Raw genomic sequence first — 14,814 nt, 5'->3', positions numbered from 1 at the left:
CATGAACGCCCTCAACTCCCTCATGGACGGCTTCGGTACGGCCCTCACCCCGCTCAACCTCCTGTGGGCGGCCATCGGTGTGCTCCTCGGCACCGCGATCGGCGTCCTGCCGGGCATCGGTCCCGCGATGGCGGTGGCGCTGCTGCTGCCGGTGACGTACGGGCTCGATCCGATCGGCGCGTTCATCATGTTCGCGGGCATCTACTACGGCGCGATGTTCGGCGGTTCCACCACCTCGATCCTGCTCAACACCCCGGGTGAGAGCGCGGCGGTGGTCGCGGCCATGGAGGGCAACCCCATGGCCAAGTCCGGGCGCGGCGCGCAGGCTCTCGCGGCCGCCGCCATCGGCCACTTCGCGGGCGGCATGGTCGGCACGCTGCTGCTGGTGGCGCTGGCGCCGACGGTCGCCGACCTGGCGGTCGACATCGGAGCGCCGGACTACTTCGCCATCATGGTGCTGGCGTTCATCGCCGTGACGTCGGTGCTGGGCTCGTCGCGGATCAGAGGTCTCGCGTCCCTCCTCATCGGACTCACCCTGGGCCTGGTGGGCCTGGACCAGATGACGGGACAGCAGCGGCTGACCTTCGGTTCGCTCCAACTCGCCGACGGTATCGACGTGGTGATCGTGGCGGTGGGTCTCTTCGCGATCGGCGAGGCGCTGTGGGTGGCGGCGCATCTGCGGCGCAGTCCGGGCGAGGCGATCCCGGTGGGGCGTCCCTGGCTGGGCAAGGACGACGTGCGGCGCACCTGGAAGTCCTGGGCGCGCGGCCCGTTCATCGGCTTCCCCTTCGGCGCGATCCCGGCGGGCGGCGCGGAGATCCCGACCTTCCTCTCCTACGTCGCCGAGAAGCGTCTGTCGAAGCACAAGGACGAGTGGGGCAAGGGCGCGATCGAGGGAGTCGCGGGTCCGGAGTCGGCGGCATCGGCCTCGGCGGCGGGCACCCTGGTCTCCATGCTCACCCTCGGCCTGCCGACCACGGCGGTCGCCGCGGTGATGCTGGCCGCCTTCCAGCAGTACGGCATCCAGCCGGGCCCTCTGCTGTTCGAGCGCGAACCCGATCTGGTCTGGGGCCTGATCGCCTCGCTCTTCGTCGGCATGGTGCTGCTCCTCGCCCTCAACCTGCCGCTGGCGCCGGTGTGGGCGAAGCTGCTGCGCATCCCGCGGCCGTATCTGTACGCGGGGATCCTGTTCTTCGCGGCCGTCGGCGCCTACGCGGTCGGCGGCGAGGTCATCGACCTGGTGATCCTGCTGGTCATCGGCCTGATCGGGTTCGGCATGCGGCGCTACGGGCTGCCCGTGCTGCCCGCCGTCATCGGTGTCATCCTCGGCCCCAACGCCGAGCAACAGCTGCGCCGCGCCCTGCAGATCAGCGACGGCAGTGTGTCCGGGCTGGTCAACACGCCGTTCTCGGTGACGGTGTACGCGGTCGTGGCCGTGCTGCTGGCCTGGCCGCTGCTGCGGAGGCTGAGCGCCGGGGCCTGAGTTCAGGCCCCGGCGTTCGTCCGCCGCTCAGTTCGTCATGCCGGCGAACATGCCGGGCTGGTAGGAGCCGCCCTGGTTGTTGAGGATCAAGCCGAACCGGTTGGCGGCGTTGATCAGGGCGACCAGGGCGACCAGCGCCGCGACCTGGGGCGCAGAGCGTGGCGGCGCTGCTGGCCGCCTCGCGGCCGGCCTCTGTGGCACCGCTGGAGGCGGCGCAGGTGAACGGCTCTCCGGCGCTGGTCCTCCGGCTTCACGGACAGGTCGACACGGTGGTGGCGATGCGGATCGACGATGGTTTGATCACCGGGCTGTACTCGGTGCGCAACCCGGAGAAGCTGGCGCGTATGGCGCGGCAGACGGCGCTGCGGCGGTGAACTCGGTGGAGGCGTCGACGGTGATCAGTGGACGACGGACACGATCTCGCACGCGGCCACGGCGAGTCGGGGTTCTCCCTGGATACGGGCTCGGCCGAGGGCAGTGGCGGGGTCGATGCCGCGCGTGCACAGGCGCCAGGCGGTTTCGGTGTCCAGCACCACCGAGGCGGCCGGGCTGCCGGTGGGCGGTACGGCGAGCGTCCAGCGGCCCGCCGTGGCGGTCGCGGTCCATGTACCGCCGCCCTCCCCCTGGGCGCTCACCTCGCGACATCGCCGCCCGGCGCGTGGCCGACATGATCGGGAAACTGGCCCCGGGCCTGAACGAGGACGCGGTACGCACCCTCACCGCATACGCCGTGGCCGGCGCCGACGGTCTGTTCGTCCACCGCGAGATCCACGGCGACAGCGTCGACCTGGCGGCGATGTTCGACCTCCGTGTACGGCTCGGCCACGACGTGGCCGTCGGGATGGCGGCAGGATCCGGGGCCGACGCGGATCCCTAGCGGGTGACCACGGTGTGCGTCGGGTAGACCTTCGGCTTCGCGTCAGGGACGCCGAGCTCCTGCAGGATGGGCACGATGGTCTCGCCGAACTGCCGGAACGCCTCCTCGGACTCCCATACGTCGACCACGAGCCAGCCCTCGGGGGTGGGTGCCGAGGTGTGCGAGATGAGGCCGGCCACCGGCCAGTCCGCGGGGCTGGTCACCCCACCGGGACGGCCGGCCACCTTCTCCGCACTCTGCTCGTACTGGGCCCGGGTCATCCCCGGCAGCTCGAAGACCACGACGACGGACATGCTGAACTCCCTTTTCGGGGCGGTACAGGGTCGGGCCCAGTCGACCACCTCGACGAGCAGGGAGCGCGTTGGCCTGAGCCGTACGAGGCACGCCACCGACGACAGTCACCCGTCGAGGACGCCGCCCGCCGCGCCGTCGAGCGCGCCGTCCGGCATTCCGCCGAAGACCAGCGACAGGGCGAGCAGCACGACCCCCGTGTTGCCGATTCCGAGAAACCGGGCCATGCGTGCCGTCCCCCTCTCGCCCGTCGCTGAGCTCCGGCTTGATGGGATCCTGACACCGGGCGAGCGGCGTTTCATTGCCTGGTTCCGGCAATCTTCACGCGCATTTGATGCCGCATCACAGCGGGAACGCCGTCCGCCAGGGCCCGAGGACGGGCGTTCGGGCTGTCGCTGTGGCGTGTGGTCCGGACCCCGGTGTCGCCACCTCGGTGCGGATGCCGCGTTGGGGTTGCCGTGACACCACAGCAGTGACGGTTCTGCATCCCGGGCTGCCGACCCCCGGGCCGGTGTCATCGACCGCTGTTGTCCGAAGAGTGCGGGAAGTCATGAACGTATGGACGTGTGTCGGCTGCTCTGCGATGCCGGGCAGGTACCACGGCGAACCGGCCGAGGGTCTGATCGGCCGGGCGCGGGAGCCGGCCGTCCTTGAGGGTCTGCTGGCGGAGCATCGTCTGGTGACGGTGACCGGCCGGGCCGGGGTCGGCAAGAGCCGGACGGCGGCGGCCGCGGGGGCGCGCGGGCCGTGGCGGGTGGTCCATGTGCACGGGCAGGGCTACCGGGCCGGGACACCCGGTGCGCTGGCCGCGGCCGTACGCCGGGCGCTCACGCGTGTCGGGGGCCCGCCTTCCGGTGACACATTGCTGTTCCTCGATGATGTGGACCCGGTCCATCAGGAGGCCGTGGGCGTGGTGCAGCGTCTGCTGGGGGCCATGCCCGGGCTGCGGGTGCTGGTGACGTCGCGGCAGGCACTGGGTCTGGGTGAGGAGCGGGTGCTGCGTCTTGCGCCGCTTCCGCATCTGCCCGCGGCGGTGGAGTTGTTCCTGCGGCGCGCCGAGGACACGGTGCGGGGCTTTCGCGCCGAGGGCGCCGACCTCCGCGCGGTGGAGGCGATCTGCCGGTCCCTTGAGGGCGTCCCCCTCGCCATCGAGCTGGCCGCCGAGCAGGTGGCGCTCCAGCCGGTGCGGGACCTCGCCGCGGTGCTGGACGTCCACCAGTGCTGGCTGCGCGGCGAGCGCCCCGCGCTGCGCCGTCATCGCTCGCTGCGGGCCACGGTCGGGGCCAGCTACGCGCTGTGCGAGCGTGAGGCGCGGATCGTGTGGGACAGGGCGAGTGTCCTCGCCGGGGCGTTCAACGAGTCCACCGCGGCCTTCCTGTGCGGTGGCGGGGGTGTGGAGCCCCAGCGGGTGCCCTCCCTGCTGGCCCGGCTCGCGGCCATCCACGTACTGGAGCCGGTCCGTGACCCGGGCGGACCACGCCCGCCCCGGTACCGGATGACGCGGGCCGCCCGGGACTTCGGGGCCGAACGGCTGCGTGCGGCGGGCGAGTGCGAGACGGCGCTGGAACGCCGTGCCGCGCACTGCCGGCAGGTCGCGGAGACCGCGCGGAACCTGTGGGCGACGGGCCTCCAGAGCCAGGCCCTGGCGCTCGTGGAGGAGGAGCAGGAAGAACTCACCGCCGTGCTGCGGCAGTCGGCGAACCGCCCCGACCAGGCCGGTACCGCGCTGGAGACGGTCGTCGGCCTGTGGTTCTGGTGGGTGGTGTACGGCAGGGCCGAGGAGGGACGCGATCATCTGCTGCGGCTGCTGCCGCTGTGCCCGGCGCAGGGCGCGGTGGAACTGCGCGGGCGGTGGCTGGCGGCCTGGCTCGGTGCGGACCGCGATCCGCAGTCCGCTCGCGCGCTGCTGGACCAGGCCTGGCCGCAGGCCGTCATGACCGGCGACGACGCCGCCGTCGGCCACATCGCCCACGTCCAGGGCCTGATCGCCCTGCACGAAGGCGATCCGCGGGGCGCCGCCGAGCACTTCGCGGAGGCCGCGCGCACGATTCCGCCCCGCCCGGCGCACGGCCCCGCACCGGCCGTGAGCCTGGCCGCCCAGGCCGTGGCCCAGGCCGCCCTCGCGCCCGGAGCCGCACGCCGCGCGGCACGGCGTGCGGCGGCCCAGCCGGGCGTCCGCGACGACGACTGGGCCACCCTCCTCGCCCGCTACGCCCTCGCCTACGTCGACCACCACCACGGGCGCCGCGACCGCGCCCTGCGCCGCGCCCGGCGCGCACTGGCCGCCCAGGACAACGCCCTTGCCGTCCCTCAGGGTTACGAGGCGCTGCGCGCGCTGGTCGCGGGCATCGAGGCGGGTACGCCGGGGCGGCCGCGGTACGCCTTGTGGCGTTGCGGCGAGACCGTCCCGGGCCGCGCTCAGCGTGTGCCCGCCGTCGACAGTGGGATCGGCGTGAACATGGGCGGTTCCTCGTCCGGGGTGAGCGCGGTCGGGCCGTACACCCAGTCGGTGAAGGAGTAGTCGTAAGGGTCCCGCGCTCGCATGATCGCGTTGCGCCGCAGCCGGGGCTCGCCGTCGAGGTGCCACAGCTCGCCCCAGGCGCGGGCCGTGGTCTGCACCCGGCGGCAGTGCTCCACGCGGACCGCCTCGTACGCGTGGAGCACGGCGTCCCAGTCCGTGTCCCCGGCCGACCGGGCGTGGTGCCGAGCAAGCACCCAGCCGTCCTCGATGGCCATGATCGCGCCCTGCGCCATGTACTGGAGCGGCGGATGGGCGGCGTCGCCGAGCAGGGCGATACGGCCGTGCACCCAGGTCTCCACCGGGTCCCGGTCGAGCATCTGCCACCAGCGGTCCCGCCACAACAGCGGGATGCCCTTGCGTACGGTGTCGCAGGTGGCCTCGAAGGCCGCGTCCAGCTCGTCGGGGGTGCCCCAGTCGGCCTCTCCGGCCAGGGCCTTGGGCGACTCGAACACGGCCACCTGGTTGAACATGTCGCCGCCGCGCAGGGCGTACTGGACGAAGTGGCAGCGGGGGCCGATGTGGACGGTGACGTCCTTCTCCGCGATGCCGTTCGCCCGGACCCGCTCGATCGGGACGGCCGCCCGGTAGGCGACGTAGTCGGAGCTGACCACGTCGTCGCCGACCAGCAGACGGCGGGCCGTGGAGTGCAGTCCGTCGGCCGCGACGACCAGCGGGGCGGACTCGGCCCGCCCGTCCTCCAGTTGGACCCTGGCGCCGTCCGCGGTGTGCTCGTAGCCGACGACGGTCCGGTCGGTCAGCAACTCGACACCGGCGCGTGCGCAGGCCCGCAGGAAGATGCCGTGCAGATCGCTGCGGTGGATGACCATGTACGGGAAGCCGTACCGGCGTTCGAGGTCGCGCAGGTCGAGACGGGTCAGCTCCCGGGAGTCGAGCGCGTCGCGCATCACCATGTTCTCGGGGAGGACGCCGAGCGCCTTGGCCTCGTCCAGCAGTCCGTACTCGGCGAGGATGCGGGTGCAGTTGGGGGCGATCTGGAGGCCGGCGCCCACCTCGCCGAACTCCTTGGCGCGTTCGAGGACACGGACGTGCAGTCCCTGGCGGGCCAGGGCGAAGGCGGAGCCGAGGCCGCCGATTCCGCCGCCGATCACGAGGACGTCGGGGCCGGGTTCAGGATTCATGAGCTGTTCCTTCGGTCGCCGGTCAGAGCCAGGCGCCCAGCGTGGGGGCGGCCGGGACGGCCCCCCGTCCGGTCAGGTAGGCCGCGATGGTGGGCAACTCGCCCGTGACCAGGGCGGTTTCGCCGCTGCCGGGCAGCTCCCAGGCGGCGTTCGGCGTCCGCAGCGAGACGGCGGGGCCGGGGGCCGCGGCGCGCTTGGCCACGACGTCGTCGCACAGGGCGGTGAGGAAGTCGGCCGGGAGGTCGGTGAACGACACTCCGTTCGCCAGGTCGACGGCGTGGACGCACACTTCGCGGGCGCGCATCCACGGCAGTTCGGTGGCCGGCACGGTACGGCCCTGGGCGGTGACCACCTCGGCGCGCCACCGGCCGTCGGTGAGGTCGTCCATCCCGGTGGCGAGCGTGTCCGCGGACCGCCGCAGCCAGGCGAGGAGTTCGGCCTCGGGCAGCCGGGCGCCGTTCTCGGTCCCGGCGGCGCGCTCCTCGGGCGAGGAGTACATCGGTGTCGGCTCCCCGGTGGCTGCCCAGTGCACGAGGTTGCCGAGCGCGCCGGCGTTGGCCGCCACATGGGCGACCAGCTGACGGCGGGACCAGCCGGGCAGCGCGCTGTCCCCTTCGAGGCCGGCGGCTTCGAGGAACAGCTCCGTGCCGAGCCGCGTCCAGCGGCGGGCGTCGTCGAAGGTACGGGGCATCAGGCGGACTTCTCCTTGACGACCCGGTTCTCCAGGCGGCCGATGCCCTGGATCTCGGTGACGACCGTCTCGCCGCCGAGGAGGTAGCGCTCGGGCTCACGGGCGTGGCCGACGCCCCCGGGTGTGCCGGTGGCGATGATGTCGCCGGGGTTGAGGCGGACGATCGTGGAGACGTACTCGACCAGATCGACCGGGTCGAACAGCAGGTCGCCGGTGGAGTCGGACTGCATGACCTCGCCGTCCACCAGCAGCCGTACGTCCAGGGCCGGGCGGACACCGCCGGGCAGCTCGTCCGGGGTGACCAGGCAGGGGCCGACGGGTGTGGTGGAGTCCCACATCTTGCCCTGGAGCCATTCACGGGTGCGGAACTGCCAGTCGCGGCAGGTGATGTCGTTCAGCACGGTGAAGCCGGCGATGGCCGCCTCTGCCTCGGCGCCCCGGGCGCGGCGCGCGGGTGCGCCGACGACGACGGCGAGTTCGGCCTCCCAGTCGAACCTCCCCGTCTCGTCCGGGCGCACGAGGTCGTCGTGGGCGCCGATCAGGCAGTCCGCGAACTTCGCGAACAGCGTGGGGTGTTCGGGCAGGTCGCGGCCCATCTCCTGGATGTGGTTACGGTAGTTGAGGCCGACGCAGACCACCTTCGAGGGGCCGGGCACCACGGGCGCGAAGTCGGCGCCCTCGACGGGGTACGTGGTGCCGGTCGCCGTAGCGGCCAGATCCTGCCAGTTGTCTCGGCCGAGCAGAGCGCCCACGTCCGGGAACCCGAGGTCGACCAGCCCATCCCGATCGAGCCGTACGGCCCTCGTCGTACCGCCGGTGCGGATGGTCGCGAGCTTCATCGGGTGGTTCCTTCCCCATGGGTGCGGTCGAGCCGCAGGGCTTCGAGGACGGGCGCGTCGCTGAACCGGAACAGGTCCAGGGCACCGGAGTCGGAGTCGGTGGCACCGGCATCGGAGCGGACCGAGAGTGGCTGCCAGGAGGGGACGACGAACAGGTCGCCGCGGGTGACCGACCAGGTGGTGTCGCCGACGGTGACGGTGCCGGAGCCGTCGAAGACCTGGTAGACGGAGGAGCCCGTCTCGCGTACCGGCGCGGTCTCGGCGCCGCGCGCGACGCGGTGCATCTCGGCCCGCAGGGTGGGCAGCACATCGGCTCCGGTCGCCGGGTCGGTGAACCGTACGGCGGCGTGACCGGGCTCCACGGTGCCGCCGTGTCCCTCGGATTCAAGGGCGAGCTGGTCGGCGAGGGCCCGGTCGGTGTGCTCCCAGCGGTAGGCCAGGAGGGGAGTGCCAGGAGCCGTCGTACCCGAAGCGACGGGCCTGAGGCCGGGGTGGCCCCACAGCCGCTCGGAGCGAGACCGCTCGGGTGTCGTGCGCTCGGCGTCGCCGACCTCGTCCCGGCCGAACTCGAAGAACTGCGTCTCCATGGCGTACTGGAAGGGGATGTCCAGGCCGTCGATCCAGGCCATCGGCTCGGCGGTGGCGTTGTGATGGGCGTGCCAGTTCCAGCCGGCCTGCGGGAGGAAGTCGCCGCGCCGCATGGCCACCGGGTCGCGTCCGACGACCGTCCACACGCCCTCGCCCTCGACGACGAAGCGGAAGGCGTGCTGGGTGTGGCGGTGCTCGGGGGCGTCCTCGCCGGGCATGAGGTACTGGATGGCGGCCCACAGCGTCGGCGTGGCGAAGGGCCTGCCGCCGAGGGAGGGGTTGGCCAGCGCGATGGCCCGTCGCTCACCCCCGCGGCCGACGGGGACCAGGTCGCCGGCCCGGGCCGCCAGCTCCCGCAGCCGCTCCCAGCGCCACAGGTGCGGCAGGGCTTGGGAGCGCGGGTGGGCGGGCATCAGGTCGCCGATCTCGGTCCACAGCGGGACGAGCAGCTCCTGTTCGAAGCCCCGGTACAGCTCTCGAAGTTCCGGGGTGACCTGGGGCTGCCCGTCCGCGGAGACGGCCTGGAGACGGACCGGGGAACCCGTAGCGGTGTCGTGCGCGAGGGAGGACTGAGTCACGGAGGACAGCGTCCGCCGTGTCCGGCAGGAGAACACCATAGATTCTGGAGAGCAGAATCCGGAAGGTCATGGTTCATGGACAACCCCCTCAAGACCCCGCCGCCCTACCCCATCGCCAGCGTGGACCACGCGCTGCGCGCGGCGACCATCCTGCAGATGGAGGGCGGCGCGACGGTGGCGCAGCTCGCCGAGCGGCTGGGGGTCGCGCGGTCCACCGCGCACCGCGTCCTCGCGATGCTCGTCTACCGGGACTTCGCCGTGCAGGACGAGGACCGCGTCTACCGCGCGGGGCCGGTGCTGGAACTCGCCGCGCACTCCCAGTCCCTGGTCTCCCGGCTGCGCGCGGCGGCGCTGCCCCATCTGCACCGGGTCGTCGACCTGTTGGACGAGACCGCGAACCTGATCGTGCGCACCGGGGACACGGCCAGGTTCATCGCCGGCGTCGAGTGCCGGCAGGCACTGCGGGTCGGCTCCCGGGAGGGCATGGCGTTCCCGGCGCACCGCACGACGGCGGGACTGCTGCTGCTCGCCGATCTCTCCGACGAGGAGCTGGAGGAGGTCTACGCCCCCGAGCACTACCGCGACCGCATGGTTGACCGCCCCGATCTGCCCCGGCTGCGCACCGAGTTGAAGCGCCTGCGCCGCAATGGCTTCGCCGTCAACCGGGAGCGCTCCGAGCGCGGCCTGGTCGCCGTCGGCGTCCCGGTACGCGACCGGGACGGCACCGCACTGGCGGGCCTGTCGCTGTCCATGCCCAGCGTGCGCTACGACCCTCATCGACTCCGGCCCCCGGTCATCACCCTCAACGCCACGGCCCACGCGCTGGAGAGGGACCTGGCCGAGGAGCAGTGAGCGCCGACGTCCGCCAAAGGGGTAGCAGAGCACAGCACTTGTGGTTAGCCTTACCTAAGTTGTGAACACGGTTTCTGGGCGCTGTGTATCCGCTCCGGAGGATGCGTGAGGAAAGCGGACCTGCCGGGACGGGATGTCCTGTGGCGTGCGGTGGGCGGGCAGCGGCGGGACGTCGTTCTCGGCGCGGTGCTGGGCATGGGCCACCAGACGGGCGAGGCGCTGGTCCCGCTCGTCATCGGGCTCGCCATCGAGCGCGGTGTGGTGGACGGCGACGCCGGCGGTCTGCTGCTGTGGCTCGCTGTCCTGGCCCTCGTCTACGTGGGTCTCTCCTTCAGCTTCCGCTTCGCCGCCCGGGCCGGTGAACGCGCCTCCGTGACCGCCGCGCACCACCTCAGGACCGAACTGGTCGAGCGGGTCCTCGCCCCCGAAGGCGGCGCGGCGGAGGGCCGGTTACCCGGGGAGCTGGCGAACACCGCCACCGAGGACGCCAAGCGGGTCGGCGCCGTCGCGATGGCCCTGATCGTCGGCATCGCGGCCTCGACCGGCCTCGCGGTCGGCGCGGTCGTCCTGTTGCGGATGTCCCTTCCCCTCGGTCTCCTCGTCCTGCTCGGCACACCGCTGCTGCTGTTGCTGGGGCATCTGCTGAGCAAGCCCCTGGAGCGGCGCAGCGAGACCGAACGGGAGCGCGCGGCCCGGGCCTCGGGCGTCGCGGCCGATCTCGTGGCCGGACTGCGGGTGCTCAAGGGCATCGGCGCCGAACCGGCGGCCGTCGCGCGCTACCGCCGGATCAGCCAGGACTCGCTGACCGCCACCCTGCGCGCGGCCCGGGCCGAGGCCTGGCAGAACGGCGTCGTGGCCATGCTCACCGGCGCCTTCCTCGCCCTGGTCGCGTTGGTCGGCGGCCGGCTCGCCGCACGCGGCGACATCGGCCTCGGCGAGCTGGTCTCCGCCGTCGCGCTCGCCCTCTTCCTCATCGGCCCGCTCTCCGAATTCGCCTGGGTCAACGCCGAATTGGCACAGGGCCGGGCCTCGGCAGCGCGGATCGCGGAGATCCTCGGCGCCGAACGTGCGGTGACACCGAACGACGGTGTACTGACCCGCGTCGAGGGCCGGTTGCGGCTGCGCGGTGTGTCGTACGGCTCCCTGCGGGAGGTGGAGCTGGACATCTCCCCAGGCGAGACGGTCGGCGTCGTCAGCACCGACCCCGCCGACGCCGCCGCCCTGCTCCATCTCCTCGCCCGCCACGCCGACCCCGACGAGGGCGCGGTGGAACTCGACGGTACGGACCTGACCGCACTGGGACTCGCGGAGTCGCGGGCCGCGCTTCTCGTCGCCGAGCACGACGCGGACCTGTTCGAGGGGACCCTCCGGGACAACGTCACGGCGGCCGCCGGACCGGACGCCCCCGTCGCGGCCGCAATCATCGCTTCGGGCACCGACGAGGTCGTCCGCAACCTGCCCGAGGGCGCCGACACCGCGGTCACCGCCCGCGGGCGCTCCCTCTCCGGAGGCCAGCGGCAGCGGGTGGCGCTGGCCAGGGCGCTGGCCGCCGACGCCCCGGTCCTGGTCCTGCATGAGCCCGCGACGGCGGTCGATGCCGTCACCGAGGTCCGGATGGCGGCCGGTCTGCGGGAACTGCGCGGCGGCCGTACGACGGTTCTGGTGACCAACAGCCCCGCTCTGCTCGCCGTGACCGACCGGGTCGTCCTCCTCGACCGCGGCTCTCTCGCTGCGACCGACGCACACGAGCGGCTGGTCCACCGGCACGGCGCCTACCGTACGGCGGTCCTGTCATGAGCGAACCCCGGGCCACACCCCCCTCCGAAACCGCGCTGCTTCCCGTCGCGACCCCCGCCCGTACTCGCGCGGCCATCGCGCAACTCCTGCGTCCGCAACGGACGTTGGCGCTGACGGCGTTCGCCGTCATGGTCGGCTCCACCGCCGTAGGCCTGCTCACCCAGCCGCTGCTGGGCCGGATCGTCGACCTGGCCGCCGACCGCGGGTCCGTCGACGCGATCACCGCCACGGCCGCCCTGCTCGTGGGCGTCGCCGTGGCCCAGGGCGTCACCGCCGGATGCGGTCTGTCGCTCATCTCCCGGCTGGGCGAGACCACGCTGGCCCGGTTGCGCGAGCAGTTCGTCGAACGGGCCCTCGGTCTGCCGCTGGAACGCGTGGAGCGGGCCGGCGCCGGTGATCTGACGTCCCGGGTCACCGCCGACGTCTCCCTCGTCGCCGACGCCGTGCGCAACGCCCTGCCGGAGCTGACCCGTTCGCTGCTGACCATCTTCCTCACCTTCGGCGCGATGGCGCTGCTCGACTGGCGGTTCCTGCTGGCCGCGCTGCTGGCGGTGCCCGTGCAGGCGGCCACCGCCCGCTGGTACGTGGGCCGTGCCGTCCCGCTCTACGCCGAGCAGCGCGTGGCCGCGGGCGCCCAGCAGCAGCAACTCCTCGACACCATCGCAGGCCGCTCCACCGTGCGGGCGTTCCGGCTGGAGCGGGAACACACCGAGCGGGTCACCGAGCGGTCCCGGTCCGTGGTGGCGCTGACGATGCGCGGCGTGCGGCTGGTCCTGGGCTTCTACAGCCGGCTCCATATCGCCGAGTACATCGGGCTCGCGGCCGTCCTGTTCACCGGGTACTGGCTGGTCCGCCAGGGCTCGGCGTCCATCGGTACGGCGACCGCCGCCGCGCTGTACTTCCACAGCCTGTTCACCCCCGTCAACGCCGCCCTCGTCCTCCTCGACGACGCCCAGTCAGCGACGGCCGGCCTGGCGCGGCTCGTCGGCGTCACGGAGCTGCCGCGTCCCGCGGAGACGGCCCAGCCGGGCGGGACGGGCCGCGTCGAGGTCACCGTGCGGGGGCTGCGGCACGCCTACCGGCCCGGCCATCCGGTCCTGCACGACATCGACCTGACGATCCGTCACGGAGAGCGGGTGGCCCTCGTAGGCGCCAGTGGAGCAGGCAAGACGACTCTGGCCAGACTCGTCGCGGGCATCCAGCCACCCACCGCGGGCACCGTCCTGGTCGACGGCGTCCCGCCCACCGAGCTGGGCCCGGCGGCCGCCCGCCGTACCCTCGCCCTGATCACCCAGGAGACCCACGTCTTCGCGGGCCCGCTCGCCGACGACCTCCGGCTGGCCAAACCCGACGCCACCGATGACGAACTGCGCGCCGCACTCGACCGCGTCGACGCCCTGGCCTGGGCCGAGGCGCTGCCCGAGGGCCTCGCCACGGTCGTCGGCGACGGCGGCCACCGGCTCACCGGCGACCGCACCCAGGCCCTCGCGCTCGCCCGGCTGATCCTCGCCGATCCGCCCCTGGTGATCCTCGACGAGGCCACCGCCGAAGCGGGCAGCGCCGGGGCGCGGGCGCTGGAGAAGGCGGTCGCGCGCGCCGTGGACGGCCGTACCGCGCTGATCGTGGCCCACCGGCTCAGCCAGGCGGCGACCGCCGACCGCATCGTCGTCATGGACTCGGGACGCGTCGTCGAGACCGGTACGCACGACGAACTGCGTGCCGCCGGCGGACGCTACGCCACCCTCTGGGAGGCCTGGTCCGACACCCGCTCCTAGACGCACCTCCACCGCAACCGAACAGAAGGACCACCGATGTTCCGCTCCCGCAGAGTCCCTCGTCTCGCCGCCGCGCTCGCCTCCTCCCTGCTGCTCCTGACCGCCGCCACGGCCTGCGGCGACGACGACTCGGACGCCGACTCCTCGGGCACCGACCCCAAGGCGAGTGCCTCCGGCGGTTCCGCCTTCCCGGTCACCATCGCGCACAAGTACGGCAGTACGACGGTCGAGTCCGAGCCGAAGCGGATCGTCACCGTCGGCCTCACCGACCAGGACTCGGTCCTCGCCCTCGGCAAGGTCCCGGTCGGCACCACCGAATGGCTCGGCGGCTACAAGGGTGCCGTCGGCCCCTGGGCCGAGGACAGGCTCGCCGGGGCCGCGGCGCCGACCGTGCTCAAGGACACCGGCACCGGACCGCAGGTGGAGAAGATCGCCGCTCTCAAGCCGGACCTGATCCTCGCCGTGTACGGCGGGCTCACCAAGGAGCAGTACGAGTCCCTGTCCAAGTTCGCCCCGGTCGTCGCCCAGCCCAAGCAGTACAACGACTACGGCGTGCCGTGGCAGGAGCAGACCGAGACGATCGGCAAGGCGCTGGGCAGGTCCGAGGAGGCCACGGCGGCGGTCAAGGAGACCGAGGACGCGATCGCGTCCGCGGTGAAGGAGCGCCCCGAGTTCGCGGGGAAGACGGCCGTGATGGCGACGCCGTACGAGGGCATGTTCGTGTTCGGCAGCCAGGACCCGCGCTCGCGTCTTCTGACCGACCTCGGCTTCTCGCTGCCGAAGGATCTGGACAAGGCGATCGGCGACCAGTTCGGCGCGAACATCAGCAAGGAGCGCACCGATCTGCTCGACCAGGACGCGATCGTGTGGCAGGTCGCCGATGTGGTCAAGGACGCCGACAAGCTGCACAAGGACGCCTCGTACAAGGATCTGGCCGTGGTCGGGGAGGGCCGCGAGGTCTACGTCAACGAGACCAGTGACTACGGCAACGCCCTCTCCATGGGCACGGTCCTGAGCCTGCCGTACGTCATCGAGCGGCTGGTGCCGCAGCTGGCGGCGGCCGTCGACGGCAAGGCGGACACCGCGGTGGAGCAGCCCGCGTCCTGACACACATCAGGGGGGTGGCCCCGCGGCCGCCCCCCTTCACCGTGTTCAGCTGTCCATGGCCTCGGCGAGGCTCCGGGGCCGCATGTCGGTCCAGTGGGTCTCGACGTACTCCAGGCAGTCCTGCCGCGCCGCGGGGCCGTGGACCACCCGCCAGCCGGCCGGTACGTCGGCGAAGTCCGGCCACAGGCTGTGCTGGTTCTCGTCGTTGACGAGCACCAGGTAGACGCCCTCGGGGTCCTCGAAGGGATTGCTCATGCTCTTCCTCTCCTCAGGGTC

General features: G+C 72.7%; 15 protein-coding genes and 1 pseudogene. 8 read left to right on the top strand and 8 right to left on the bottom strand.

The window, feature by feature from the left end:
* Position 1 precedes the first annotated feature (1 nt).
* Complete coding sequence (locus RMT89_RS13160) at positions 2–1,483, top strand: tripartite tricarboxylate transporter permease (protein WP_315883904.1); 1,482 nt, start codon at positions 2–4, stop codon at positions 1,481–1,483.
* Between the two features lie 27 nt (positions 1,484–1,510).
* Here RMT89_RS13160 and RMT89_RS13155 read toward each other — a convergent pair.
* Positions 1,511–1,630, bottom strand: a pseudogene (locus tag RMT89_RS13155) (carboxymuconolactone decarboxylase family protein); the annotation flags it as partial.
* Positions 1,631–1,701: 71 nt separating this feature from the next.
* Here RMT89_RS13155 and RMT89_RS13150 point away from each other — a divergent pair.
* Positions 1,702–1,857 (top strand): hypothetical protein, encoded by a 156-nt coding sequence (locus tag RMT89_RS13150; RefSeq protein ID WP_315883903.1) that lies wholly within the window; start codon positions 1,702–1,704, stop codon positions 1,855–1,857.
* A 24-nt stretch (positions 1,858–1,881) separates the two neighbouring features.
* On the opposite strand, the gene RMT89_RS13145 is transcribed toward RMT89_RS13150, so the two are convergent.
* On the bottom strand, positions 1,882–2,118 hold the full coding sequence (locus RMT89_RS13145) for a hypothetical protein (protein WP_315883902.1): 237 nt from the start codon (positions 2,116–2,118) through the stop codon (positions 1,882–1,884).
* A 23-nt stretch (positions 2,119–2,141) separates the two neighbouring features.
* Between RMT89_RS13145 and RMT89_RS13140 the strand changes: the two genes are divergently transcribed.
* Positions 2,142–2,360 (top strand): hypothetical protein, encoded by a 219-nt coding sequence (locus RMT89_RS13140; RefSeq protein ID WP_315883901.1) that lies wholly within the window; start codon positions 2,142–2,144, stop codon positions 2,358–2,360.
* Here the strand turns inward: RMT89_RS13140 and RMT89_RS13135 are convergent.
* Positions 2,357–2,653: a hypothetical protein gene (locus RMT89_RS13135; RefSeq protein ID WP_315883900.1), complete on the bottom strand. Its 297-nt coding sequence runs from the start codon at positions 2,651–2,653 to the stop codon at positions 2,357–2,359. The two genes, RMT89_RS13140 and RMT89_RS13135, sit on opposite strands and share 4 nt — an antisense overlap.
* A gap of 548 nt (positions 2,654–3,201) precedes the next feature.
* Between RMT89_RS13135 and RMT89_RS13130 the strand changes: the two genes are divergently transcribed.
* On the top strand, positions 3,202–5,172 hold the full coding sequence (locus RMT89_RS13130; RefSeq protein WP_315883899.1) for a hypothetical protein: 1,971 nt from the start codon (positions 3,202–3,204) through the stop codon (positions 5,170–5,172).
* On the opposite strand, the gene RMT89_RS13125 is transcribed toward RMT89_RS13130, so the two are convergent.
* From RMT89_RS13125 to RMT89_RS13110, 4 genes are read right to left on the bottom strand one after another with little or no spacing between them, the layout of a single operon-like run.
* The gene (locus RMT89_RS13125; protein WP_315883898.1) at positions 5,070–6,311 is read right to left on the bottom strand and encodes an FAD-dependent oxidoreductase; all 1,242 of its coding nucleotides are present in this window, start codon (positions 6,309–6,311) and stop codon (positions 5,070–5,072) included. The genes RMT89_RS13130 and RMT89_RS13125 overlap by 103 nt on opposite strands.
* Before the next feature lie 22 nt (positions 6,312–6,333).
* Positions 6,334–7,002 carry a maleylpyruvate isomerase family mycothiol-dependent enzyme gene (locus tag RMT89_RS13120; RefSeq protein ID WP_315883897.1) on the bottom strand — a complete coding sequence of 223 codons (669 nt, stop codon included), beginning with the start codon at positions 7,000–7,002 and terminating at the stop codon, positions 6,334–6,336.
* The gene (locus RMT89_RS13115; protein WP_315883896.1) at positions 7,002–7,841 is read right to left on the bottom strand and encodes a fumarylacetoacetate hydrolase family protein; all 840 of its coding nucleotides are present in this window, start codon (positions 7,839–7,841) and stop codon (positions 7,002–7,004) included. Before RMT89_RS13115 ends, RMT89_RS13120 begins: the two co-directional genes overlap by 1 nt.
* Positions 7,838–9,007: a cupin domain-containing protein gene (locus RMT89_RS13110; RefSeq protein ID WP_315883895.1), complete on the bottom strand. Its 1,170-nt coding sequence runs from the start codon at positions 9,005–9,007 to the stop codon at positions 7,838–7,840. Before RMT89_RS13110 ends, RMT89_RS13115 begins: the two co-directional genes overlap by 4 nt.
* A 75-nt stretch (positions 9,008–9,082) precedes the next feature.
* On the opposite strand from RMT89_RS13110, the gene RMT89_RS13105 reads away from it, so the two are divergent.
* The 4 genes from RMT89_RS13105 (at position 9,083) to RMT89_RS13090 (ending at position 14,538) form a co-directional block, all read left to right on the top strand.
* Positions 9,083–9,859 (top strand): IclR family transcriptional regulator, encoded by a 777-nt coding sequence (locus tag RMT89_RS13105; RefSeq protein WP_315883894.1) that lies wholly within the window; start codon positions 9,083–9,085, stop codon positions 9,857–9,859.
* 105 nt (positions 9,860–9,964) lie between these two features.
* A complete protein-coding gene (locus RMT89_RS13100; RefSeq protein ID WP_315883893.1) occupies positions 9,965–11,656 on the top strand; it encodes an ABC transporter ATP-binding protein in 1,692 nt (563 codons plus the stop codon).
* A complete protein-coding gene (locus RMT89_RS13095) occupies positions 11,653–13,431 on the top strand; it encodes an ABC transporter ATP-binding protein (protein WP_315883892.1) in 1,779 nt (592 codons plus the stop codon). The genes RMT89_RS13100 and RMT89_RS13095 overlap by 4 nt, the downstream gene beginning before the upstream one ends.
* A gap of 36 nt (positions 13,432–13,467) precedes the next feature.
* Positions 13,468–14,538, top strand: a complete 1,071-nt coding sequence (locus RMT89_RS13090) for an iron-siderophore ABC transporter substrate-binding protein (protein WP_315883891.1) — start codon at positions 13,468–13,470, stop codon at positions 14,536–14,538.
* A gap of 45 nt (positions 14,539–14,583) precedes the next feature.
* Here RMT89_RS13090 and RMT89_RS13085 read toward each other — a convergent pair whose 3' ends face one another.
* A complete protein-coding gene (locus RMT89_RS13085) occupies positions 14,584–14,793 on the bottom strand; it encodes an MbtH family protein (RefSeq protein WP_315883890.1) in 210 nt (69 codons plus the stop codon).
* Positions 14,794–14,814 lie beyond the last annotated feature (21 nt).

It is taken from the genome of Streptomyces sp. P17 (assembly GCF_032436805.1).
Taxonomy (GTDB): Bacteria; Actinomycetota; Actinomycetes; order Streptomycetales; family Streptomycetaceae; genus Streptomyces.
This window is presented reverse-complemented; position numbering and strand designations above follow the sequence as displayed.

What these genes read in the sequence shown, in the direction of transcription:
- RMT89_RS13160 (WP_315883904.1), top strand. Translation starts at nt 2, where the DNA reads ATGAACGCCCTCAACTCCCTCATGGACGGCTTCGGTACGGCCCTCACC.
- RMT89_RS13090 (WP_315883891.1), top strand. Translation starts at nt 13,468, where the DNA reads ATGTTCCGCTCCCGCAGAGTCCCTCGTCTCGCCGCCGCGCTCGCCTCC.
- RMT89_RS13095 (WP_315883892.1), top strand. Translation starts at nt 11,653, where the DNA reads ATGAGCGAACCCCGGGCCACACCCCCCTCCGAAACCGCGCTGCTTCCC.
- RMT89_RS13125 (WP_315883898.1), bottom strand. Translation starts at nt 6,311, where the DNA reads ATGAATCCTGAACCCGGCCCCGACGTCCTCGTGATCGGCGGCGGAATC.
- RMT89_RS13085 (WP_315883890.1), bottom strand. Translation starts at nt 14,793, where the DNA reads ATGAGCAATCCCTTCGAGGACCCCGAGGGCGTCTACCTGGTGCTCGTC.
- RMT89_RS13120 (WP_315883897.1), bottom strand. Translation starts at nt 7,002, where the DNA reads ATGCCCCGTACCTTCGACGACGCCCGCCGCTGGACGCGGCTCGGCACG.
- RMT89_RS13135 (WP_315883900.1), bottom strand. Translation starts at nt 2,653, where the DNA reads ATGTCCGTCGTCGTGGTCTTCGAGCTGCCGGGGATGACCCGGGCCCAG.
- RMT89_RS13130 (WP_315883899.1), top strand. Translation starts at nt 3,202, where the DNA reads ATGAACGTATGGACGTGTGTCGGCTGCTCTGCGATGCCGGGCAGGTAC.
- RMT89_RS13105 (WP_315883894.1), top strand. Translation starts at nt 9,083, where the DNA reads ATGGACAACCCCCTCAAGACCCCGCCGCCCTACCCCATCGCCAGCGTG.
- RMT89_RS13115 (WP_315883896.1), bottom strand. Translation starts at nt 7,841, where the DNA reads ATGAAGCTCGCGACCATCCGCACCGGCGGTACGACGAGGGCCGTACGG.